The organism is Pseudomonas sp. ABa2 (genome assembly GCF_056676075.1).
The window spans coordinates 3,203,063-3,223,315 of the sequence record NZ_CM155239.1 but is presented as its reverse complement, the minus strand read 5'-3'; the positions used below and the strand labels follow the sequence as shown (position 1 = coordinate 3,223,315).

Here is a 20,253-nt window from a genome sequence, read left to right as displayed (position 1 = left end):
TCTTGCTTAAGGGAAGCTGAGGAAGATCAACGGCGGAAACGAAAAAGGCCACTCGTTTGAGTGGCCTTTTTCTGAAGGTGGTTGCGGGAGCAGGATTTGAACCTACGACCTTCGGGTTATGAGCCCGACGAGCTACCAGACTGCTCCATCCCGCGCCGATGATTCTACGCCTGATTTAAATGCTGTCAATCGGTTTGTTTGTTTTAATCGACTGAGTCAATTGAAGGCGCAAACAAAAAGGCCACTCGCTTGAGTGGCCTTTTCGATGTTTGGTTGCGGGAGCAGGATTTGAACCTACGACCTTCGGGTTATGAGCCCGACGAGCTACCAGACTGCTCCATCCCGCGTCTGTGGGTCGGCATTCTACCGTCGGCTGCGCCGCTGTCAACCATGTATTTGAAGAAAACTGTTTTCAACTCAGGTGCTTAGCGTTAAACAGCTGTTAGATTTCAGGGCCTAGGCCAGGCCGGGCAAGGCTTACAAGGGTGTCGTGCGCCAGATGATCCACGTCGACTGTGCATCCCTTATCCGAGTGTTTTTGGCGTCCCACTGGTGGTCGACTGGGTGTTTTGTGTCCGTTAGCGTTCGCAGGCGTGCGGGTCCAGCAGTGGAAAAAGCGGGTATTCACGCGGGGTTCGTAAACCGCCAGGAGATACCCTACTGGACGACAGGCAGCGTATATGGGCGCAGACGGAGTTCGCCCGTGCGCTTGCGGTGGAGGGGAGCATCCGCTCCCTGGAGATATTGACGCAGTGGGCAAGGCACTATCGCGAACGTTTCCTGCATTCAGGCGGGTGGCATGAAGTCCTGGGAGCCACCGACGAACTGCTGCGGCAAGACATGCCTTCAACCACGCCCTATCACCTGCAAAGCGCCTATGTGGCGCTACGCGCACTGGTGTAGGACGCTGTTTGCCAGCGATGCCGTGCTTGGCCTGTTGCTTCACTCCCAGAGATCGCTATTCTGGCCAGCCCAGGCTGACAAGTAGCTTTGTTCTGCCACCCGTTCTTCGGTTGATCAATGGCTCTGGCGTCGTCCGACCTAGAGAATCCAGCCGAGAAAACAGAGGGTGTTGAAGCGGCTATCGGATGGCGTTCTCCTTTGGTTTGTACAAGTAAAATCAATAGCTTATGAATCAAAGGAAAATCATCCACATCGACTGCGACTGCTTCTATGCCGCCATCGAGATGCGCGACGACCCGAGCCTGGCCAATCGGCCGCTGGCGGTGGGCGGCTCAGCCGAACGGCGCGGGGTGATCGCCACCTGCAACTACGAGGCGCGCGCCTACGGCGTGCGCTCGGCGATGTCGTCGCGGCATGCGCTGAAGCTGTGCCCGGACCTGTTGATCGTCAAGCCGCGCTTCGAGGCGTACCGCGCCGCGTCGCGGGAGATTCATGGCATCTTTCGCCAGTTCACCGACCTGATCGAGCCGCTATCGCTGGACGAGGCCTACCTCGACGTCAGCGACTCGGCGCATTTCGCCGGCAGCGCCACCCGTATCGCCCAGGAGATCCGCCGGCGCGTGGCGCAGGAGCTGCACATCACGGTGTCGGCCGGAGTGGCGCCGAACAAGTTCCTGGCCAAGATCGCCAGCGACTGGCGCAAGCCCAACGGGCTGTTCGTCATCACGCCCGACCAGGTCGAGGATTTCGTCGCGGCGCTGCCGGTAAGCAAGCTGCACGGCGTCGGCAAGGTCACCGCGGACAAGCTGGCGCGCCTGAGGATTCGCACCTGCCTGGATCTGCGCGACTGGAACAAGCTGGCGCTGGTGCGCGAGTTCGGCAGTTTCGGCGAGCGCCTGTGGCGCCTGGCCCACGGCATCGACGAACGTGCGGTGCAGGTGGACAGCCGCCGTCAGTCGCTCAGTGTCGAGCACACCTATGACCAGGATCTGCCCGACCTGGACAGCTGCCTGGCAAAGCTGCCGGCGCTGCTGGAGGAGATGAACGGGCGCCTGCAGCGGCTGGATGCCAGCTACCGACCGGACAAACCCTTCGTCAAGGTCAAGTTCCACGACTTCACCCAGACCACCCTGGAGCAGGCCGGCGCCAGCCGCGATCTGGACAGCTATCGACAGCTGCTGAGCAATGCCTTCGCCCGCGGCGGCAAGCCGGTGCGTCTGCTCGGGGTAGGGGTGCGCTTGCACGATCTGCGCGGGCGGCAGGAGCAGCTGGAGCTGTTCGCGTAGCTCGGATGCAATCCGGGAGTTCCTTGGGGCAACCGCCCCGGATTGCATCCGGGCGACGCCGTCATTCCGCCCAGAGACGAATCGGCTTGCCGGTCGCCGGCCACAGCTGCAGTTGGCCGATGGCGTTGAAATCCCAACGCTGCACCTGGCCGATGGCGTCGAGGAAGCGCTGTTCCTGTTCCATCAGCGCGGGGGCGCACAGCTTGCGGGTGCTGCCGGGGCGCTCGAAGGCGAGTGCATTGCCCTGCAGCTGATAGCCGGCGAACCAGTGGTTGCAGCCGGCATGGCCGTGGGCGCGGCCGTCGGCGGCGAAGGTGATGGTCAGGTGGCTGCGGTCGATCAGCGGGCGTTCGCCGATCCACTCCACCTGGTAGCTGCGCTCGGTCTCCAGTTGCGGCGCGTCGCTGGCGCAGCCGCCCAGGGCGGCAGCGAGCAGGGCGAGGGGCAGGGCGCGGGGCATGATTTCAGTCCTCCTGACAGGTGGGGCACAGGTGCTGGCCATCAAGCTTGCGCCAGCCCAGTTCGGCGATACGGGCCTCGGCGGCCGGCGCCTGGGCGGCCTTGCCCAGGGCGGCGTCGACGGCGAATTCGAAGTCCAGTTGCTTGCCACAGCCGTCGCAGTTCACCTGCCAGTTGTGGATGGCCAGCTCCTTGAACTGCGGGCCCTTGCACACCGCCAGCCACTGGCCGGGCGGGTTGATCAGGTGACGGACCTTTTCCACGTCCAGGCGCATATGCAGGTCGCGGCTGCCCTTGAGGGTGACCAGCAGGCTGTCGCCGGCCTGGATCGAGCCGCCGTTGCCGGTGACCTGATAGCGGCCCGGCGCCAGGGCGCGGCACTCGGTGAGGGTGTGCTGGGGGGTGAGCAGGGAATAACGGAAATCGTGTTCGGCCATGGGTCCTCCGGATCAGCCGGCATGCTATCACGCGCCGGCCCTGACCTCATTGCACGGGCGGCCGGCGGCCCAGGCGGCGATATTGTCCAGGGTGGTGCGGGCGATGGCGGCCAGCGCCTCCTGGGTGAGGAAGGCCTGGTGGGCGGTGACGATGACGTTGGGGAAGGTCAACAGGCGCGCCAGCACGTCGTCCTGCAGCGGCAGGTCGGAGCGGTCTTCGAAGAACAGTTCGGACTCTTCCTCGTAGACGTCCAGGCCCAGGTAGCCGAGCTGACCGCTCTTCAGCGCGCCGATCAGCGCCGGGGTGTCGACCAGCGCGCCGCGGCCGGTGTTGATCAGCATGGTGCCGCGCTTCATCTGCGCCAGGCGCGCGGCATCGATCAGGTGATGGCTGCTGGCGGTCAGCGGGCAGTGCAGGCTGAGGATGTCGCTCTGGCTTATCACCTCGTCGAGCGGCGCCTGGCGCGCGCCGATGGCATCGAGTCCGGTCACCGGCAAGGGGTCGTGGATCAGCACCCGGCAGCCGAAGCCGGCCATGATGCGGGCGAAGCTCAGGCCGATCTTGCCGGCACCGATCACGCCGACGGTCTTGCCGTGCAGGTCGAAACCGGTCAGCCCGTGCAGGGAAAAATCGCCCTCGCGGGTGCGATTGAAGGCGCGGTGGATGCGCCGATTCAGCGCCAGGATCAACGCCACCGCATGCTCGGCCACCGCATGCGGCGAGTAGGCCGGCACCCGCACCACGCGCAACCCCAGGCGTTCGGCGGCCTTGAGATCGACATGGTTGTAGCCGGCCGAGCGCAGGGCGATCAGCCGCGTGCCGGCGGCGGCCAGGTGCTGCAGCACCGGCGCCGAGAGCTCGTCGTTGATAAAGGCGCAGACCACCTCGCAGCCGCTTGCCAGTGCCGCGCTGGCTGCGGTCAGGCGCGCCTCGTGGAACTGCAGCTGCCAGCCATCCGGGCGCGCGGCGGCGAGGAAGCTGTCGCGGTCGTAGGTCTTGCTGCTGAACAGACAGATGCGCATGCGGGCTCCTCAGGCGCTTTGCGCGGCGATCTCGGTCAGCCGGGCGATCGCCGCATCCAGTTCGTCGAGGGCGCGCTGGGCGCCCGGGTCATCCTGCTTGAGCAGGGTTTCGCTGCGCTGGCAGGCGGCGCGCAGTTGCGGCACGCCGCAGTAGCGGGTGGCGCCGTGCAGGCGGTGGACCCGCTCGATCAGCGCGCTGCGCTCGCCGGCTTCGCGGGCCTGGCGGATGGCCTGGCGGTCGCCGGGCAGCCCGGCCAGCAGCATGTTCAGCATGTCGGCGGCGAGGTCAGCCTTGCCGGCGGCCAGGCGCAGGCCTTCCTCGGCGTCGAGCACCTGCGGCTGCGCCGAGGTGACGGGGGCCTCGAGGGGCTTCGCCGCGGGCTGGTTGCGCAGGCTCAGGCCGGTCCACTTGAGCACCACCTGGGCCAGCTGACGTTCGCTGATCGGCTTGGTCAGGTAGTCGTCCAGGCCGCTTTGCAGCAGGATGCGCTTCTCGTTGGCCAGGGCGTGGGCGGTCAGCGCGACGATGGGGGTGGCGCTGCGGCCCTGTTCGCTTTCCCACTGACGGATCGCCTCGGTGGCCTGGCGGCCGTCCATGCCCGGCATCTGCACGTCCATGAACACCAGGTCGAAACTGCCGCGCTGCACCGCCTCGATGGCGGCATAGCCGCTGTCCACCGCGCTGACCTGGGCACCCAGATCGTCGAGCAGGGTCTGCACCAGCAGCAGGTTGGCCGGGTTGTCGTCGACGCAGAGGATCTGCGGGCGACGGCTGCTGGCCAGGTTCGCGGGCTCGCTGACCGGGCGTTGCGGGCAGGCCAGCTCGATCAGCGCCTTGTGCAGCTTGCGCGTGCACGGCGGCTTGGCCTGCAGCTGGGTGTAGGCATCGGGCAGCGATTCGTGGAACAGCCCCAGCTCGGTGGTGGGGCACAGCACCAGGGCCTTGCAGCCGAGGCGGTCGAGGTCCCAGATGCGCTGGCCGAGGGCATCGGCCGGCAGCTGGGCGGCGGTGATGCCGAGCACCGCCAGGCTCAGCGGGCGTTCGCGCTGCTGCTGGCTGGCCACGGCGTCGAGCAGCTGGCCCAGGTCGGCGAAGCTTTCCACCTCCAGGCCGCAGTCTTCCAGTTGATGGGCCAGGGCCTGGCGCGCCAGTTCGTGGCTTTCCAGCACCGCCACGCGGCGGCCCTGCAGCGGCGCGCGCGGCAGGTCGTCGGCGTCGTCGCGGGCCTTGGGCAGGGTCAGGCTGACCCAGAATTCCGAGCCTTCGCCCGGCGTGCTGTCGACGCCGATCTCGCCGCCCATCTGCTCGATCAGGCGCTTGGAAATCACCAGGCCCAGGCCGGTGCCGCCGGCCTGGCGGCTGAGCGAGTTGTCGGCCTGGCTGAAGGCCTGGAACAGCGCGCGCAGGTCCTCGTCGGACAGGCCGATGCCGGTGTCCATCACGCTGATGCGCAGCTGGGCACGGTCGGCGCTCTCGTCCTCGACCATGGCGCGCATGACGATGGTGCCTTCGCGGGTGAACTTGATGGCGTTGCTCACCAGGTTGGTCAGCACCTGTTTCAGCCGCAGCGGGTCACCGCGCAGGGCCAGCGGGGTGTCGCGGTAGATCAGGCTGACCAGCTCCAGCTGCTTCTCGTGGGCGGCGGGGGCGAGGATGGTCAGGGTGTCCTGCAGCAGGTCGCGCAGGTTGAAGGGGATGGATTCGAGCACCAGCTTGCCGGCCTCGATCTTGGAGAAGTCGAGCACCTCGTTGATGATGCCGAGCAGGCTGTCGGCGGACTTCTCGATGGTCGCCAGGTAGTCCTGCTGGCGCGGGCTGAGCTCGCTCTTCTGCAGCAGGTTGGTGAAGCCGAGGATGCCGTTGAGCGGGGTGCGGATCTCGTGGCTCATGTTGGCGAGGAACTCGGACTTGATGCGGCTGGCCTCCAGGGCCTCCTTGCGCGCGAAGTCCAGCTCGATGTTCTGGATCTCGATGGTCTCCAGGTTCTGCCGCACGTCCTCGGTGGCTTGCTCGATGCTGTGCTGCAGTTCTTCCTGGGCGTTCTGCAGGGCCTCGGCCATGCGGTTGATGCCGGCGGCCAGCTCGTCCAGCTCAACGCTGCCCAGCGGCGGCAGGCGGGTTTCCAGGTGGCCGTCCTTGAGCTGGGCGACCCCAGCCTTGATCGCGCGCAGCGGGCCGTTGATGCTGCGGCTCATGCGCAGGGCGAGCAGGGCGGTGACGCCGAGGCCGCCGACGATCAGCAGCAGGCTGGCGAACAGGCTGCGGTAGCCGCTGAGCAGGGTGCCCTGGTGCGACAGCTCCAACTCGACCCAGCCGAGCAGTTCGGCGCTGCGCTCGTCGCCGGAGTCGTCGCTGAGGGCCAGGTGCTGGTCGTACACCGGCAGCAGAAAACGCGTGGCGTCCTGGCCACTGAGGCGGCTGAGCCCGGGTTGGTCGTTCGGCACCGGGTTGAGCATGCTCGGCCCGGCATGCGCCAGCGGCGCGCGTTCGGCGGCGAGGAAGCTCACCGCGCGCACGTCCGGGTGCTCCAGCGACTGCCGGGCGATGCGTTCGAGCAGCGGTTTGTTCTGCTGCTGCAGGGCCGGCGCGGCCAGCGGCGCGAGGTGCTCGACCAGCATCTCGCCGCGCTGCAGCAGCTGCGCCTGCAGCCCGGACAGCTGCACCCAGGTGAAGTAGCCGCCGAGCACCAGCGCCAGCAGGCTGGTGGGCAGCAGGGTGAGCAGCAGCACGCGGCCCTTGATGCCTAGATCCTTGAACACGCCTGGTCTCCTTTATGACGTCTGGGCAGTGTAGCGATTCGCTGCCGAGGAATCTGTAGATGAGTGGTCCGGGTTTAGTAGGTAGAATTGTTCGCATTCGTTTTTTCGGTCGTTCGCCATGCTGTCCACCGCCCATCCCGCCGCCCGCATCCTCGCCGTCGAAGACGACCCGCTGCTCGCCAGCCACCTGCAGGCCCACCTGCAGGGCTGCGGCTACCGCGTCACCCTCAGCCGTGACGGCAGCGAGGGGTTGCGTCTGGCCGAGAGCGAGGACTTCGACCTGATCCTGATGGACATCCTGCTGCCCGGCACCAACGGCCTGGACGCCCTGCAGCAGCTGCGCCGGCGGCGCGGCGTGCCGGTGCTGCTGATGTCGGCGCTGGGCGACGAGCCCCATCGCATCGCCGGCTTCAGCCAGGGCGCCGACGACTTCCTGCCCAAGCCGTTCAGCCTCGGCGAACTCAGCGTGCGCATCGAGGCGATCCTGCGCCGGGTCGCCTACGAGCGGCGCGAGCCGTCGCCGCGCGAATCGGCCGACGCCCTGTGGTTCGACGAGGACCGCTGCGACGTGGCGCTGGCCGGCCACTGGGCGGGCCTGACCCCCAGCGAGTACCGGGTGCTGGAGCTGCTCTGGCGGCACCGCGACGAGGCGCTGAGCAAGCCCTTCCTCTATCAGCAGGCGCTGCGCCGCGGCTACGCCCAGCACGATCGCAGCCTGGACATGCACGTCAGCCATATCCGCCGCAAGCTGCAGACCATCGGCTACCAGGGCGGGCGGGTGGAAACGGTGTGGGGCCGGGGCTACATGCTGGCGCGGGCGGGCGCATGAGGCTGCCGGGACGGCACTCGCTGCTGTGGAAGCTGACCGGCGCGCTGGCGCTGTTCTGCCTGCTGCTGGTCAGCCTGCATGTCGATTTGGAGCGCCTGTTCATCCAGGCCACCTCGCGTCTGCCGGCCTCGACCAAGGCGCTGCTGCGCGCCTATGGCCAGGAGGCCGAGGCCGCCTGGCGCGAGGCGGGGGCGAGTGGGATCGATGCCTTCCTGGCGCGCCTGCGCGAGCGCGAGCAGGTCTGGGCGGCGGTGGTCGACGGGCAGCAGCGCGCCCTGTCGTCGCAGGCGCTGGACGGGGACGAGCGCGCGCGGCTGGACTTCGTGCGCCGTCTCGACTGGCTGGTGGGGCGACCCGGCGGTACGCCGACCTTCTATGTGCCGTTCAGCGACGGCGAATCGCGCCTGGTGATGGAGCTGCCCCAGCGCCTGAACCCGCGCCAGCACCTCGAACTGTGGAACCTGCTGCTGCAGCGGATAGTGCCGGCAGTGCTCGCGGTGCTGCTCGGCGTGCTGCTCTATCGCCTGCTGATCGCCCCGCTGGCGATCCTGCGGCGCCAGGCCAACGCCCTGCACGCCGACGATCTCAGCGCGCGGGCCGGCGACGTGGCGCGGCGCCGCGACGAGCTGGGCGAGCTGGCCCGTGCCTTCGACCACATGGCCGAGCGCCTGCAGGCCACGGTGTCGCTGCAGCGCCAGCTGCTGCGCGACCTCTCTCACGAGTTGCGCACCCCGCTCAGCCGCCTGCGGGTGGCCGGCGAGAGCGGCCAGGATGCCGAGCAGCTGAGCCAGCGCGTGCTGCAGGAGGTCGACGGCATGCAGCGCCTGGTGGCCGATACCCTGGAGCTGGCCTGGCTGGACACCGAGCGCCCGCGGCTGAGCGCCGAGCAGGTCGAGCTGGCCGCGCTGTGGGATGTGCTGGCGGAGAACGTGCGGTTCGAGAGCGGCTGGTCCGGCGCACGGCTGCGCTACGAGGTGGCGGGCGACTGCCGCCTGCACTGCAACCTCAATGCCCTGGCCCAGGCCCTGGAGAACGTGCTGCGCAACGCCGTGCGCCATTCGCCGGCCGGCGGCACGGTGCGTCTCGGCGGGCGCCGCGAGGGCGCCTGCTGGCACCTGTGGCTGAGCGACGAGGGCCCCGGCGTGGCCGAGGCGCAGCTGGAGGCGATCTTCCTGCCCTTCACCCGCCTCGACGGTTCGCGCCCCGGCGACGGCGGTTTCGGCCTCGGCCTGAGCATCGCCCGCAGCGCCATCGCCGGGCAGGGCGGGCGCATCTGGGCGGAAAACGGCGCGCCCGGGTTATGCGTGCATTTTCAGCTGCCGGCCGCCTGAGCCCGGGGGCCTTGCGCGCCTCTGCAGCGTCTCGCGCGACAGCATGGCGTGATGCCGTCGCGGGTTAGGCGTATCATGATGGCCCTTCGCGGCAGTCCGGATTCGAGCGACCCATGACCCTGCACTTTCCCACCATCGCCGATTGCGTCGGCAACACCCCGCTGGTGCGCCTGCAGCGCCTGCCGGGCGACACCTCCAACACCCTGCTGGTCAAGCTGGAAGGCAACAACCCGGCCGGTTCGGTCAAGGATCGTCCGGCGCTGTCGATGATCACCCGCGCCGAGCTGCGCGGCGACATCCAGCCCGGCGACACCCTGATCGAGGCCACCAGCGGCAACACCGGCATCGCCCTGGCCATGGCGGCGGCGATCAAGGGTTACAAGATGATGCTGATCATGCCCGACAACATGAGCGCCGAGCGCAAGGCGGCGATGACCGCCTACGGCGCCGAGCTGGTGCTGGTGAGCAAGGAAGACGGCATGGAAGGCGCCCGCGACCTGGCCGAGAGCCTGCAGCGCGGCGGTCGCGGCAAGGTGCTCGACCAGTTCGGCAACGGCGACAACCCCGAGGCCCACTACGTCGGCACCGGCCCGGAAATCTGGCAGCAGACCGACGGGCGCATCACCCACTTCATCAGCTCGATGGGCACCACTGGCACCATCATGGGCGTGTCGCGCTACCTCAAGGAGCAGAACCCGGCGGTGCAGATCGTCGGCCTGCAGCCGCAGGAAGGCTCGGCCATCCCCGGCATCCGCCGCTGGCCGCAGGAATACCTGCCGAAGATCTACCAGGCCGAGCGCGTCGACCGCGTCATCGACATGGCCCAGGTCGAGGCGGAAACCGTGATGCGTCGCCTAGCGCGGGAAGAGGGGATCTTCTGCGGCGTGTCCTCCGGCGGTGCGGTGGCGGCCATGCTGCGCCTGTCGCGCGAGGTGGAGAACGCGGTGATGGTGGCAATCATCTGCGACCGCGGCGACCGCTACCTGTCCACCGGCGTCTACGACGAACCCGCGGCAGAGCACTAATTCATGGCCAAACGCAGCTCCGGTCTGCGCTTTCAACCCAGTGGCGGCAGCCGCGCTCCCCAGGTGCCGGTGGGCAAGAAGCAGCAACTGAGCATCGAGCGCCAGGCCGGCGACGGTCGCGGCATCGCCTTCGACGGCGGACGCACCTGGTTCGTCAGCGGCGCCCTGGCCGGCGAGCGCGTCGAGGCCAGGGTGCTGGCCGCGCGCAGCCAGACCGTCGAGGCGCGCGCCGAACGCATCCTCGCGCCCAGCGCCGCGCGGCGTCAGCCGCCCTGTGCGCATGCCGGGCGTTGCGGCGGCTGCAGCCTGCAGCACATGCCCCATGCCGATCAGCTCGCCCTGAAACAGCGCACCCTGGCCGAGCAGCTCGCCCGCCTCGGCGGCGTGCAGCCGGACGAATGGGCGGCGCCGCTGGTGGGGCCGGAATTCGCCTACCGCCGCCGCGCGCGCATCGCCGTGCGCTGGGACGCCAAGGCGCGCCAGCTGCAGGTGGGTTTTCGCGCCGAGGCCAGCCAGGAGATAGTCGCGATCGACGACTGCGTGGTGCTGGTACAGCCCTTGCAGCCGATTCTGCGCGGTCTGCCGGCGCTGCTGCGGCAGCTGGGCAAGCCGCAGGCGCTGGGGCATGTCGAGCTGTTCAGCGGCAGCGCCGAGGCGCTGTTGCTGCGCCACACTGCACCGCTCGATCAAGCCGACCTGCTGCTGCTGCGTGTCTTCTGTGCCGAGCACGGCGCGCAGCTGTGGCTGCACGGCGAGGGCGAGCCGCAGGCTGATCAGGCCGGCGCCGAGCTGGGCTTTGCCCTGGAGCGCTGGCAGCTGCAACTGGCCTATCGGCCGGGAGATTTCGTCCAGGTCAACGGTCCGGTCAACGAGGCGATGGTCGCCCAGGCGCTAGACTGGTTGGCAGTGCGGCCCGGTGAACGGGTGCTGGATCTGTTCTGCGGCCTGGGCAATTTCGCCCTGCCGCTGGCGCGCCAGGCCGCCGAGGTGGTGGCGGTGGAGGGCGTTGAGACTATGGTCGCGCGCGCCGCGGCCAACGCCGCCGGCAACGGCCTGGACAACGCGCACTTTTTCCGTGCCGACCTGTCCAAGCCGCTGGCCGACGAGGCCTGGGCCGGCGGCGGTTTCGCCGCGGTGCTGCTCGATCCGCCGCGTGACGGCGCGCTGCAGGCGGTGCGCGGGATGACGGCGCTGGGCGCGCGACGCCTGGTCTATGTCTCCTGCAACCCGACCACCCTGGCGCGTGACGCCGCCGAGCTGGCGCAGCAGGGCTACCGCCTGCGCCGTGCCGGGATTCTCGACATGTTTCCGCAGACCGCGCATGTCGAGGCCATGGCCCTGTTTGAGAAACCCTAGGCTGCGGCCCGGGGCACGAGGGATGCGCAGGACGCGCGTGCTTTCAGTTAATCCGACCGGTTCGCAGAAACCGGCGACTGCTCGGCGCACCTTGGGCGCGCCGTAGGGAAGGTAAGACGATGGTTCAGGTGAGAGCGCACCAGCCGATCAACGACGACGGCAGCATCAACCTCGAGGCCTGGCTCGACCATGCCGCGAGCGTCGATCCGGCGCTGGATCGCGAGGCCCTCAAGGAGGCCTGCGAATTCGCCCGCGATGTCGAGCAACAGGCCAATCCCACGCAGAACCTGTGGGTCGAGGGCACCTCCAGTTTCCGCGTCGGCCTGGAGATCGCCGAGATTCTCGCCGACCTCAAGCTCGACCAGGATTCGCTGGTGGCCGCGGTGCTCTACCGCGGCGTGCGCGAGGGCAAGGTGACCCTGGCTGCGGTGCACCAGCGCTTCGGCCCGGTGGTGGCCAAACTGATCGAGGGCGTGCTGCGCATGGCGGCGATCAGCGCCTCGCTCAACCCGCGCGATTCCCTGGTGCTCGGCTCGCAGGCGCAGGTGGAGAACCTGCGCAAGATGCTGGTGGCCATGGTCGACGACGTGCGCGTGGCGCTGATCAAGCTGGCCGAGCGCACCTGCGCGATCCGTGCGGTCAAGGAAGCCGACGAGGAGAAGCGCCAGCGCGTGGCGCGCGAGGTGTTCGACATCTACGCGCCGCTGGCCCACCGCCTCGGCATCGGCCATATCAAGTGGGAGCTGGAGGACCTGTCGTTCCGCTACCTGGAACCGGTGCAGTACAAGCAGATCGCCAAGCTGCTGCACGAACGGCGCCTGGATCGCGAGCAGTACATCAACGACGTGATGAACCAGCTGCGCGCCGAACTGGAGGCCACCGGGATCAAGGCCGACATCAGCGGGCGGGCCAAACACATCTATTCGATCTGGCGCAAGATGCAGCGCAAGGGCCTACAGTTCAGCCAGATCTACGACGTGCGCGCGGTGCGCGTGTTGGTGCCGGAGGTGCGCGACTGCTACACCGCCCTCGGCATCGTGCACACCCTGTGGCGGCACATTCCCAAGGAGTTCGACGACTACATCGCCAACCCCAAGGAGAACGGCTACCGCTCGCTGCACACCGCGGTGCTCGGCCCGGAGGGCAAGGTGCTGGAGGTGCAGATCCGCACCCACGCCATGCACGAGGAGGCCGAGCTGGGCGTGTGCGCGCACTGGCGCTACAAGGGTACCGACGTCAAGTCCGGCTCCAACCACTACGAGGAGAAGATCTCCTGGCTGCGCCAGGTCATCGAGTGGCACGAGGAACTGGGCGATATCGGCGGCCTGGCCGAGCAGCTGCGCGTCGACATCGAGCCGGACCGGGTCTACGTGTTCACCCCCGACGGCCACGCCATCGACCTGCCCAAGGGCGCCACGCCGCTGGATTTCGCCTACCGCGTGCACACCGAGATCGGTCACAACTGCCGCGGCGCCAAGATCAACGGGCGCATCGTGCCGCTCAACTACAGCCTGCAGACCGGCGAGCAGGTGGAGATCATCACCAGCAAGCAGGGCACGCCGAGCCGCGACTGGCTCAACCCCAACCTGGGCTACATCACCACCAGCCGCTCGCGGGCGAAGATCGTCCACTGGTTCAAGCTGCAGGACCGCGACCAGAACGTCGCCGCCGGCAAGACCATGCTCGAGCGCGAGCTGGGCCGCCTGGCCCTGCCGCACGTGGATTACGACAAGCTGGCGGAGAAGGCCAACCTGAAGACCGCCGAGGATCTGTTTGCCTCGCTCGGCGCCGGCGACGTGCGCCTGGCCCATGCGGTCAACCTGGCCCAGCAGCTGGTGGAGCCGGAGCGCGCCAGCGAGCAGCTCGAGCTGATCCCGCGCAAGGCCCAGGGCTTCAAGCCGGGCAAGCGCGGCGACATCCAGATCCAGGGCGTCGGCAACCTGCTGACGCAGATGGCCGGCTGCTGCCAGCCGCTGCCGGGCGATCCGATCGTCGGCTACATCACCCTCGGTCGCGGCGTCACCATCCACCGCCAGGATTGCGCCACGGCGCTGCAGCAGGCCGCCCGCGAGCCGGAGCGGATCATCCAGGTGAGCTGGGGCGAGGCGCCGGTGCAGACCTATCCGGTGGAGATCGTGATCAAGGCCTACGACCGCTCCGGCCTGCTGCGCGACGTGACCCAGGTGCTGCTCAACGAGAAGCTCAACGTGCTGGCGGTCAACACCCGTTCGAACAAGGAGGACAACACCGCCTCCATGTCGATCACCGTGGAGATCCCCGGCCTGGACGCTCTCGGCCGCCTGCTGGCGCGCATCAGCCAGTTGCCCAATATCATCGAGGCGCGCCGCCACCGCGCCAATTGAGCCTCAAGCGGCAAGCTTCAAGCAGCAACTGAACAGCGGCACTCGGCGCTTTCTTGCGGCTTGAAGCCTGTGGCTTGCAGTCCAGGAGCTTGCATGTACCGACTCGACGACCTGCTGCATCTGATGGCCCGCCTGCGCGACCCGCAGCACGGCTGCCCCTGGGACCTCAAGCAGAGCTACGCGAGCATAGTGCCGCATACCCTCGAGGAGGCCTACGAGGTGGCCGACGCCATCGAGCGCGGCGACTTCGAGCACCTGTCGGGCGAACTCGGCGACCTGCTGTTCCAGGTGGTCTACTACAGCCAGCTGGCCCGTGAGGAGGGGCGCTTCGACTTCGCCCGGGTGGTCGACGGCATCACCCGCAAACTGATTCGCCGCCACCCCCACGTGTTCGTCGACGGCGATCTGTACGGCGCGCCGGATGCGGCGAAGCTGGAAGAGGCGGCGGTCAAGCAGCGCTGGGAGGAGCTCAAGGCCGAGGAGCGCGCCGAGAAGGCCGCCGCGCCCGAGCAGCTGTCCTTGCTCGACGACGTGCCCGCCGCGCTGCCGGCGCTGAGCCGCGCGGCCAAGCTGCAGAAGCGCGCCGCCCAGGTCGGCTTCGACTGGCCGGACGCGCTGCCGGTGGTGGACAAGGTGCGCGAGGAACTGGACGAAGTGCTCGAGGCCATGAGCGAGAACGATGCCGAGGCGGTGGCCGAGGAGATCGGCGATCTGCTGTTCGTCGTCACCAACCTGGCCCGGCATCTCAAGGTCGACCCGGAAGGCGCGCTGCGCGCGGCCAACGGCAAGTTCGAGCGGCGCTTTCGCTTTATCGAGCAGAGCGTGCGCGAGGCCGGCCGCAGCCTGGACGGCTGCTCGCTGGAGGAACTGGACGTCCTGTGGGGCGAGGCGAAGAAGCTGGAGAAGCAGACGCCGGGGTGCTGAACCGAGGTGGCCCGGATGCAATCCGGGGGATTGCTCGGCACGCCGTTCCCGGATTGCATCCGGGCTACGCGGTGCTTTCGGGCTGGAGCCGCGGCCGCTTAGCCCTTATGCTGGGCACCTTCGACCGGCGGCGCCGAGGGCTCGGCGCCGCTGCAACTGAATCATGTTCGGGATCTCTAGTCATGGGTCTTTCCCTGCGCGACCAGCTGCTCAAAGCCGGCCTGGTCAACGAAAAACAGGCCAAGCAGGTTGGCAAGCAGCAGCAGAAGCAGAAGCGCCTGGCGCACAAGGGCCAGGCCGAACTGGATGACAGCGCTCGCCAGGCCGCGCTGCAGGCCCAGGCCGAGAAGGCCGCGCGCGACCAGGAACTCAATCGCCAGCAGCAGGAAAAGGCCGAGCAGAAGGCCCGCGCCGCGCAGATCAAGCAGCTGATCGAGCGTTCACGCCTGCCCAAGCTGGACGGTGACGACTACTACAACTTCGTCGACGACAAGAAGGTCAAGCGCCTGGCGGTCAACACCCTGATGCGCAACAAGCTGTCCAACGGCTGGCTGGCCATCGTCCGCCACGGCGGCGGCTACGAGGTGATCCCCCGCGAAGCGGCGCTGAAGATCCAGGAGCGCGATCCCTCGCGCATCGTCCTGCTCAACACCCATGTCGAAGCGCCGGACGCCGACGACCCCTACGCCGCCTACCAGATTCCCGACGACCTGATGTGGTAACCACCTAGGGTACTTCGTGCGCACCGACAATGCCGTGAGGCAGGTGCGCATGGCCTGGGGGGCCCCGCGACACCCTACGGCTTGCCCCGCTCAACAGCGTTCCCCGCCCAACAGCACCCGACCGAAGCTCGCCCCGTCGTCCTGCGGGGTGATCGCCAGCAGGCGATCCAGGCGCAGGCGCCGCTCGCCATCGGCGCAGCGCAGGAGCAGAAATTCCTCCTTACTCGCCGTGGTCTCGGTGGTCAGCGCCTGGCCGTGCAGGCGCGTGCCGTCGAGCAGTTCGATCTCCAGGCGGTAGCGGTGCAGGCAGGCGATTTCCAGGTAGTCGTACAGGTCGCAGGCCAGGGGTTGGTAGTCGCTGTCCATCGAATCGTCCTCCGCGTCGATCTGAGCCTAGCCGAACGCCCAGACCAGCAAAAGCGCCGCGACTCCGTAAGCAGAGTGGCAGCGCTTGGGGGCTCGCAGGCGGCCTTACATCAGCGGGATGGTGTAGCTGACGATCAGGCGGTTTTCGTCGAGCTCGCCCAGGGCATCGGAACGCAGGGTGGCGTTGCGCCACTTGAAGCCCAGGTTCTTGAAGGTGCCCTCCTGGACGACATAGGTGATGTCCATGTTGCGCTCCCACTCTTTGCCGTCCGAGACGCCGGGGCCGCGGTCGATATTGTCGCCGTTGAGGTAACGGGTCATGAAGCTCAGACCCGGCAGGCCGAAGGCGGAAAAATTGTAGTCGTAGCGCACTTGCCAGGATTTTTCGTCCTTGTTGGCGAAGTCGCCGATCTGCACATAGTTGACCAGGAAAGGATCGGTGCCGTTGATGTAGGCGTAGCCGGTGTCGCCGCTCATGCTCTGGTAGCCCAGGCCGAACGCATGGCTACCCAGGGCGTAGGTGAACATGGCGCCAAAGGACTTGTTGTCGATATTGCTGTGGCCGTCGTCGGTGGTGCGTGCATAGCGCACGTCCGATTTCAGCGATTGCTTGTCGGCGATCGGCAGGACATGGACCAGGTTGAAGATGTGCTGCTTGTACAGGTCTTCCAGCTCGCCGTAGTGGTAGCTGGCGGTCAGGTCCTTGGTCAGTTGATAGGACAGACCAGCGAAGTTGAAGTCATCGCCGACGTTGCCCTTGCCGTTGAACGTGAAGCCGCGAATGCCGCCACCTGCGTTGACGCTGAGGTCTTCGAAGTTGGTGGAGTCGCGCTGGTTCTGTTCCTTCAACTGGCCGGCATGCAGCGTCAGGCCGTCGATTTCGTTGGAGGTCAGATGGCCGCCAAGAAAGGTCTGCGGCAGCAGGCGCGCGTCGTTGGAAGAGACGCTGGGTAGCTTCGGCATCATGCCGCCGACCTTGGCGACGGTCTTGGATATCTTGACCTTGGCTGCGCCGGTGGCCTCGGAATACTCGCCCGGGCCCTCGTCGCCGAAGGCATTGGGCAGCAGGTTGGTGCCGGCGCGCTCGTCCGAGGAGTCGAGCTTCACGCCCAGACCGGCATAGGCGTCGAGGCCGAAGCCCACAGTGCCCTCGGTAAAGCCGGATTCGGCCTTGAAGATAAAGCCCTGGGCCCATTCTTCGCGTTTGGACTGCTGCGCCGAGGTGGTATGGCGCAGGTCGCGGTTCATATAGAAGTTGCGCAGCTCCAGGCTGGCCTTGCTGTCGCCGATGAAGTCGGCCTGAGCCATGCCTGGCAGGGTGAGGCTGGCGCCCAGCGTGGCGAGGGCCACGGCGCGGGCGAGGGGAGTCTTACTCATTATTGTTGTCTCCTCGTTCTTATAGTTGGGTCGGCCACGATGTGACCGGCCAGTTACGGCGTTGTGAAATAAAGCATTTCAGTGGCGAGTCGACTGTAAGACTTTAGTCTGGACGGACGAGCGGTAGCTGGCGCCTGGCCGTCTATTGCAGCCACTGTGGGTAGACCGGCAGCGCCTGTTGGGCGAGCGCATCGTGCGCCGGCAGCACCTTTAGCTCGGGCTGTTGCTGCATCAGCCGGTGCACCTGCTGCAGGACGTCGGTGGTGGCGACGCGGTCGTGATCGACCAGTCGGCGGCTGATCCAGAACTTCTCCCGCGGTCCGGTGAAGCCCTCCAGGCGCCAGCTGGCGTCGCCGGTGAAGAACAGGCGGCGACCGTCCTCGAGGGTGACGAACAGGCCGACCGAGCCGGGGGTGTGGCCACGCAGCGGCACCAGCACCAGGGCGCCGTCGCCGAACAGATCGAGGCTCTCGGCGAAGCCGAGAAAGGGCTGCGGCGCGAAGTCGTACGGCACCCAGCGCACGCCGTGCTCGAACTGGCTGGGCAGGATCGCCGGCGGCGCGGCGATGCGGCTGAACTCGATTTCCGCGTAGGGCGCCCAGACCGGCACTTCGGGGAAGTCGGCCAGGCCCGAGGCATGATCCCAGTGAGCGTGGGACAGCAGGATGCGATCGACGCGGATGCCGTCGCGCTGCAGTTGGTCGCGCACCGGCCGCACCGCGCCGTACTGCATCAGCTGCCGGCTGTGCCAGGGCATCTCGGCGAACTGGCGGTCCACTTGGCGGCCGAGGCCGGTGTCGAACAGCAGGGTGGCGGCATGGTGCTCGATCAGCACCGCCACATGGTTGGCGGTGGCGCTCTGCGTCCACTTGCCGCCGGCCACGGTGAAGGCGTCCAGGGTCGTGGTCGCGGAGGTCTTGACCAGGCTCAGGCGCAGCTCGGCCTGGGCGCCGAACGCGAGGCCGGCCAGCAGCAGGGCGAAGGCGTAGCGGTAGCAGCGCACAGGTTCGCTGTCCTTGGGGGCGGGAAGGGACTGATCATGCCGCCGTCCAGGGGTAGCGCGGCGCAGCAGCGCGCGGTCGATCAGGCTGGCGAACGAGCGCCCCTGGTAGCCGTTGGCGGGCAGGTTGAGTTCGAACCGCGTCATGGCGAATGCTCCAGGGCTGGGGTGAATGGATGTTAGACAGACAGGTCTGTATATTTCAAGCGAGGATTTTCTCCCCGCCGCGGTCGACCTTTGCCGCACCTTGCGCATAATGGCCGCCTCTGGAGGTTGCACATGGCTTCGAACAAACGCGAACAGCTGCTCGCCACCGCGCTGCAGCTGTTCTACCGCGAGGGTTACCACGGCACCGGCATCGACCGCATCCTGGCCGAATCCGGGGTGGCGAAGATGACCCTGTACAAGCACTTCAAGTCCAAGGACGAGCTGATTCTCGCGGCCCTGCAGCTGCAGCACGAGCAGCTCGGTGCGCGCATGCAGGCGGCCCTGGCCGGTCTGGCGCCGCGCGAGGCGATCCTGGCGACGTTCGATGGGCTGCAGCAACTGCTCGGCGAGGCGGATTTCTGTGGCTGCCTGTTCCTCCATGCCACGGCGGAGTTTCACGACCGCGCGCACCCCATCCACCGCCAGGCGGCGGCGCACAAGCGCGCCTTGCTCGAGCACTTCCGTCTTGCGCTGCAGGCTCTGGGGGCGACGGATGCCGACGCGCTCGCCGCGCAGCTGCAGTTTCTCTTCGAGGGGGCGTTGAGCATGGCCCATGTCTACGGCCCGGGCGATCAGGCGCGCCAGGCGCGGGCGGCGGCCGTGCGCCTGCTGCAGGCGGCGGGGCATTGACTGGCAGACCGTTGGTCGTGTGCGACTAAAGCTTGCGCGGCGGCGGCCGTTAACCCGGCAGATGTCCTGCCCCGGTACCTTGCCATGAACAGCCTGGCCTCGCTCAACCCTTCCGCCTCGCGCGCCGCCCAAGCCGCTCAATCGCCGTCGCCGCGCAGCAATGCGGCGGATGCGCAGTCCGTTCTGGCCAACCGCTTGGCCGACAAGCTCGGTTTGCAGCCCGGCGCGCTGAGTGGCAAACAGGACGATTTCACTCCCGAGAAGGTCGCCGGGCGCATCCTCGGCTTTATCGAACAGCGCCTGCAGAGCGAGGCTGCGGCGGGTGCCGATCCGGCCAAGCTGGAGAAACTCCTCGGCCAGGCACGCGAAGGCGTGGAGAAGGGCTTCGCCGAAGCGCGCAAGATTCTCGACGGCATGGGCGTGCTGGCCGGCAAGGTGGCCGGCGATATCGACGATACCTATCAGCGCATCCAGGACGGCCTCGGCGATCTCGACCGGCGCTTCGGCGCTGCCGCACCGGCGTCGGGCTCGCTCGCCCTGGCCGGCTACAGCGAGCGCTTCAGCGCCCTGGCGGAGACCTTCGACCTTTCGGTGACCACCCGCGACGGCGACCGCCTGCGCATCTCCGTGGCGCAGGCCTCGGCCAGCTGGTCGCAGAGCAGCTTCGCCGCCGCCAGCAACGGCAGCGGCACGGCCGTGACGGCCAACAGCCAGTCCGGCAGCCTGCAGATCGGCGGCTGGCAGGTCAGCGTCGAAGGCGAGCTGGATGCCGACGAGGTCAAGGCGCTGGAGAAACTCTTCAGTCAGGTGCAGGAGCTGTCCAACCAGTTCTACGCCGGCGACCTGGCCGGCGCCTTCGACCGCGCCATGGCCCTGGAAATGGACGGCGAGCAATTGGCCTCGATGTCCCTGCGCCTGACCCAGACCAGCGTGCGCCAGGCCACCGATGCCTATGGCGCCGTGGCCGGGCAGGGCGCCAGCGCGGTCAATGGCGACCTGCAGAACTATGCCCAGGGCCTGCTCGAGGCGCTGCGCAGCGCCGAAGGCCTGGCGCAGGACGCCGGCGGCCTGCTCAAGGACCTGCTCAAGGGCGGCTTCTCGCTCGACGAGCGCTTCGACTTGCCGCGCCTGGAGAAGGCCGACAGCCTCAACCGCAGCCTGCTCGACGGCCTGCAGGCGCTGCTCACCGGTCAGCTCGGCGAGGGCGCGGCCGCGAGCTGATTCGCGTCGGTGCTAAACTGCGCACCTTGCCGAC

The 20,253-nt window shown here is 67.7% G+C and carries 17 protein-coding genes and 2 tRNA genes; 10 read left to right on the top strand and 9 right to left on the bottom strand.

Going from position 1 to position 20,253, the window contains the following annotated elements; all coding sequences use genetic code 11:
• Window positions 1-78 precede the first annotated feature (78 nt).
• Both AC1G9C_RS15590 and AC1G9C_RS15585 read right to left on the bottom strand, forming a co-directional pair.
• A tRNA-Met gene (locus AC1G9C_RS15590) sits at window positions 79-155 on the bottom strand.
• Between the two features lie 115 nt (window positions 156-270).
• Window positions 271-347: transfer RNA gene (locus AC1G9C_RS15585), tRNA-Met, on the bottom strand.
• A 783-nt stretch (window positions 348-1,130) separates the two neighbouring features.
• On the opposite strand from AC1G9C_RS15585, the gene dinB reads away from it, so the two are divergent.
• Window positions 1,131-2,189 (top strand): DNA polymerase IV, encoded by a 1,059-nt coding sequence (gene dinB / locus AC1G9C_RS15580; RefSeq protein ID WP_480408088.1) that lies wholly within the window; start codon window positions 1,131-1,133, stop codon window positions 2,187-2,189.
• 61 nt (window positions 2,190-2,250) lie between these two features.
• On the opposite strand, the gene AC1G9C_RS15575 is transcribed toward dinB, so the two are convergent.
• Genes AC1G9C_RS15575 through AC1G9C_RS15560 form a run of 4 tightly spaced genes read right to left on the bottom strand, consistent with a single transcriptional unit; the run spans window position 2,251 to window position 6,868 of the window.
• Window positions 2,251-2,649 carry an META domain-containing protein gene (locus AC1G9C_RS15575; RefSeq protein WP_397497027.1) on the bottom strand — a complete coding sequence of 133 codons (399 nt, stop codon included), beginning with the start codon at window positions 2,647-2,649 and terminating at the stop codon, window positions 2,251-2,253.
• Window positions 2,650-2,653: 4 nt separating this feature from the next.
• Window positions 2,654-3,085, bottom strand: coding sequence for a hypothetical protein (locus tag AC1G9C_RS15570; RefSeq protein ID WP_480408087.1), 432 nt, complete (start codon window positions 3,083-3,085; stop codon window positions 2,654-2,656).
• A 27-nt stretch (window positions 3,086-3,112) separates the two neighbouring features.
• Complete coding sequence (locus AC1G9C_RS15565) at window positions 3,113-4,108, bottom strand: 2-hydroxyacid dehydrogenase (RefSeq protein ID WP_480408086.1); 996 nt, start codon at window positions 4,106-4,108, stop codon at window positions 3,113-3,115.
• A gap of 9 nt (window positions 4,109-4,117) precedes the next feature.
• Window positions 4,118-6,868 carry a response regulator gene (locus tag AC1G9C_RS15560; RefSeq protein ID WP_480408085.1) on the bottom strand — a complete coding sequence of 917 codons (2,751 nt, stop codon included), beginning with the start codon at window positions 6,866-6,868 and terminating at the stop codon, window positions 4,118-4,120.
• Between the two features lie 118 nt (window positions 6,869-6,986).
• Between AC1G9C_RS15560 and AC1G9C_RS15555 the strand changes: the two genes are divergently transcribed.
• From AC1G9C_RS15555 to AC1G9C_RS15525, 7 genes are all read left to right on the top strand, one after another.
• Entirely contained in the window at window positions 6,987-7,697 is a 711-nt protein-coding gene (locus AC1G9C_RS15555) for a response regulator transcription factor (protein ID WP_480408084.1), read from the top strand.
• Window positions 7,694-9,028 (top strand): HAMP domain-containing sensor histidine kinase, encoded by a 1,335-nt coding sequence (locus tag AC1G9C_RS15550; protein ID WP_480408083.1) that lies wholly within the window; start codon window positions 7,694-7,696, stop codon window positions 9,026-9,028. Before AC1G9C_RS15555 ends, AC1G9C_RS15550 begins: the two co-directional genes overlap by 4 nt.
• A gap of 113 nt (window positions 9,029-9,141) precedes the next feature.
• Window positions 9,142-10,053 (top strand): cysteine synthase CysM, encoded by a 912-nt coding sequence (cysM, locus tag AC1G9C_RS15545; RefSeq protein ID WP_122107286.1) that lies wholly within the window; start codon window positions 9,142-9,144, stop codon window positions 10,051-10,053.
• A 3-nt stretch (window positions 10,054-10,056) separates the two neighbouring features.
• Entirely contained in the window at window positions 10,057-11,409 is a 1,353-nt protein-coding gene (gene rlmD, locus AC1G9C_RS15540) for a 23S rRNA (uracil(1939)-C(5))-methyltransferase RlmD (RefSeq protein WP_480408082.1), read from the top strand.
• Between the two features lie 119 nt (window positions 11,410-11,528).
• Window positions 11,529-13,772: a GTP diphosphokinase gene (gene relA, locus AC1G9C_RS15535; protein WP_021442157.1), complete on the top strand. Its 2,244-nt coding sequence runs from the start codon at window positions 11,529-11,531 to the stop codon at window positions 13,770-13,772.
• A gap of 93 nt (window positions 13,773-13,865) precedes the next feature.
• Window positions 13,866-14,696, top strand: coding sequence for a nucleoside triphosphate pyrophosphohydrolase (gene mazG, locus AC1G9C_RS15530; RefSeq protein WP_480408081.1), 831 nt, complete (start codon window positions 13,866-13,868; stop codon window positions 14,694-14,696).
• Window positions 14,697-14,878: 182 nt separating this feature from the next.
• Complete coding sequence (locus AC1G9C_RS15525; protein WP_021442159.1) at window positions 14,879-15,418, top strand: DUF2058 domain-containing protein; 540 nt, start codon at window positions 14,879-14,881, stop codon at window positions 15,416-15,418.
• Between the two features lie 90 nt (window positions 15,419-15,508).
• On the opposite strand, the gene AC1G9C_RS15520 is transcribed toward AC1G9C_RS15525, so the two are convergent.
• The 3 genes from AC1G9C_RS15520 to AC1G9C_RS15510 form a co-directional block, all read right to left on the bottom strand.
• Window positions 15,509-15,784, bottom strand: a complete 276-nt coding sequence (locus AC1G9C_RS15520) for a Rho-binding antiterminator (protein ID WP_480408080.1) — start codon at window positions 15,782-15,784, stop codon at window positions 15,509-15,511.
• Between the two features lie 105 nt (window positions 15,785-15,889).
• Complete coding sequence (locus AC1G9C_RS15515; RefSeq protein WP_457787527.1) at window positions 15,890-17,161, bottom strand: OprD family porin; 1,272 nt, start codon at window positions 17,159-17,161, stop codon at window positions 15,890-15,892.
• A gap of 142 nt (window positions 17,162-17,303) precedes the next feature.
• Window positions 17,304-18,308 (bottom strand): MBL fold metallo-hydrolase, encoded by a 1,005-nt coding sequence (locus AC1G9C_RS15510; protein WP_480408079.1) that lies wholly within the window; start codon window positions 18,306-18,308, stop codon window positions 17,304-17,306.
• A 132-nt stretch (window positions 18,309-18,440) separates the two neighbouring features.
• Between AC1G9C_RS15510 and AC1G9C_RS15505 the strand changes: the two genes are divergently transcribed.
• Together AC1G9C_RS15505 and AC1G9C_RS15500 are read left to right on the top strand one after the other, a co-directional pair.
• On the top strand, window positions 18,441-18,998 hold the full coding sequence (locus AC1G9C_RS15505) for a TetR/AcrR family transcriptional regulator (RefSeq protein ID WP_480408078.1): 558 nt from the start codon (window positions 18,441-18,443) through the stop codon (window positions 18,996-18,998).
• An 84-nt stretch (window positions 18,999-19,082) separates the two neighbouring features.
• A complete protein-coding gene (locus AC1G9C_RS15500; RefSeq protein ID WP_480408077.1) occupies window positions 19,083-20,219 on the top strand; it encodes a DUF5610 domain-containing protein in 1,137 nt (378 codons plus the stop codon).
• Window positions 20,220-20,253: the final 34 nt, after the last annotated feature.

Coding starts and splice junctions, on each gene's coding strand:
- dinB (WP_480408088.1), top strand. CDS start 1,131: ATGAATCAAAGGAAAATCATCCACATCGACTGCGACTGCTTCTATGCC.
- AC1G9C_RS15575 (WP_397497027.1), bottom strand. CDS start 2,649: ATGCCCCGCGCCCTGCCCCTCGCCCTGCTCGCTGCCGCCCTGGGCGGC.
- AC1G9C_RS15570 (WP_480408087.1), bottom strand. CDS start 3,085: ATGGCCGAACACGATTTCCGTTATTCCCTGCTCACCCCCCAGCACACC.
- AC1G9C_RS15565 (WP_480408086.1), bottom strand. CDS start 4,108: ATGCGCATCTGTCTGTTCAGCAGCAAGACCTACGACCGCGACAGCTTC.
- AC1G9C_RS15555 (WP_480408084.1), top strand. CDS start 6,987: ATGCTGTCCACCGCCCATCCCGCCGCCCGCATCCTCGCCGTCGAAGAC.
- AC1G9C_RS15550 (WP_480408083.1), top strand. CDS start 7,694: ATGAGGCTGCCGGGACGGCACTCGCTGCTGTGGAAGCTGACCGGCGCG.
- cysM (WP_122107286.1), top strand. CDS start 9,142: ATGACCCTGCACTTTCCCACCATCGCCGATTGCGTCGGCAACACCCCG.
- rlmD (WP_480408082.1), top strand. CDS start 10,057: ATGGCCAAACGCAGCTCCGGTCTGCGCTTTCAACCCAGTGGCGGCAGC.
- relA (WP_021442157.1), top strand. CDS start 11,529: ATGGTTCAGGTGAGAGCGCACCAGCCGATCAACGACGACGGCAGCATC.
- mazG (WP_480408081.1), top strand. CDS start 13,866: ATGTACCGACTCGACGACCTGCTGCATCTGATGGCCCGCCTGCGCGAC.
- AC1G9C_RS15525 (WP_021442159.1), top strand. CDS start 14,879: ATGGGTCTTTCCCTGCGCGACCAGCTGCTCAAAGCCGGCCTGGTCAAC.
- AC1G9C_RS15520 (WP_480408080.1), bottom strand. CDS start 15,784: ATGGACAGCGACTACCAACCCCTGGCCTGCGACCTGTACGACTACCTG.
- AC1G9C_RS15515 (WP_457787527.1), bottom strand. CDS start 17,161: ATGAGTAAGACTCCCCTCGCCCGCGCCGTGGCCCTCGCCACGCTGGGC.
- AC1G9C_RS15510 (WP_480408079.1), bottom strand. CDS start 18,308: ATGACGCGGTTCGAACTCAACCTGCCCGCCAACGGCTACCAGGGGCGC.
- AC1G9C_RS15505 (WP_480408078.1), top strand. CDS start 18,441: ATGGCTTCGAACAAACGCGAACAGCTGCTCGCCACCGCGCTGCAGCTG.
- AC1G9C_RS15500 (WP_480408077.1), top strand. CDS start 19,083: ATGAACAGCCTGGCCTCGCTCAACCCTTCCGCCTCGCGCGCCGCCCAA.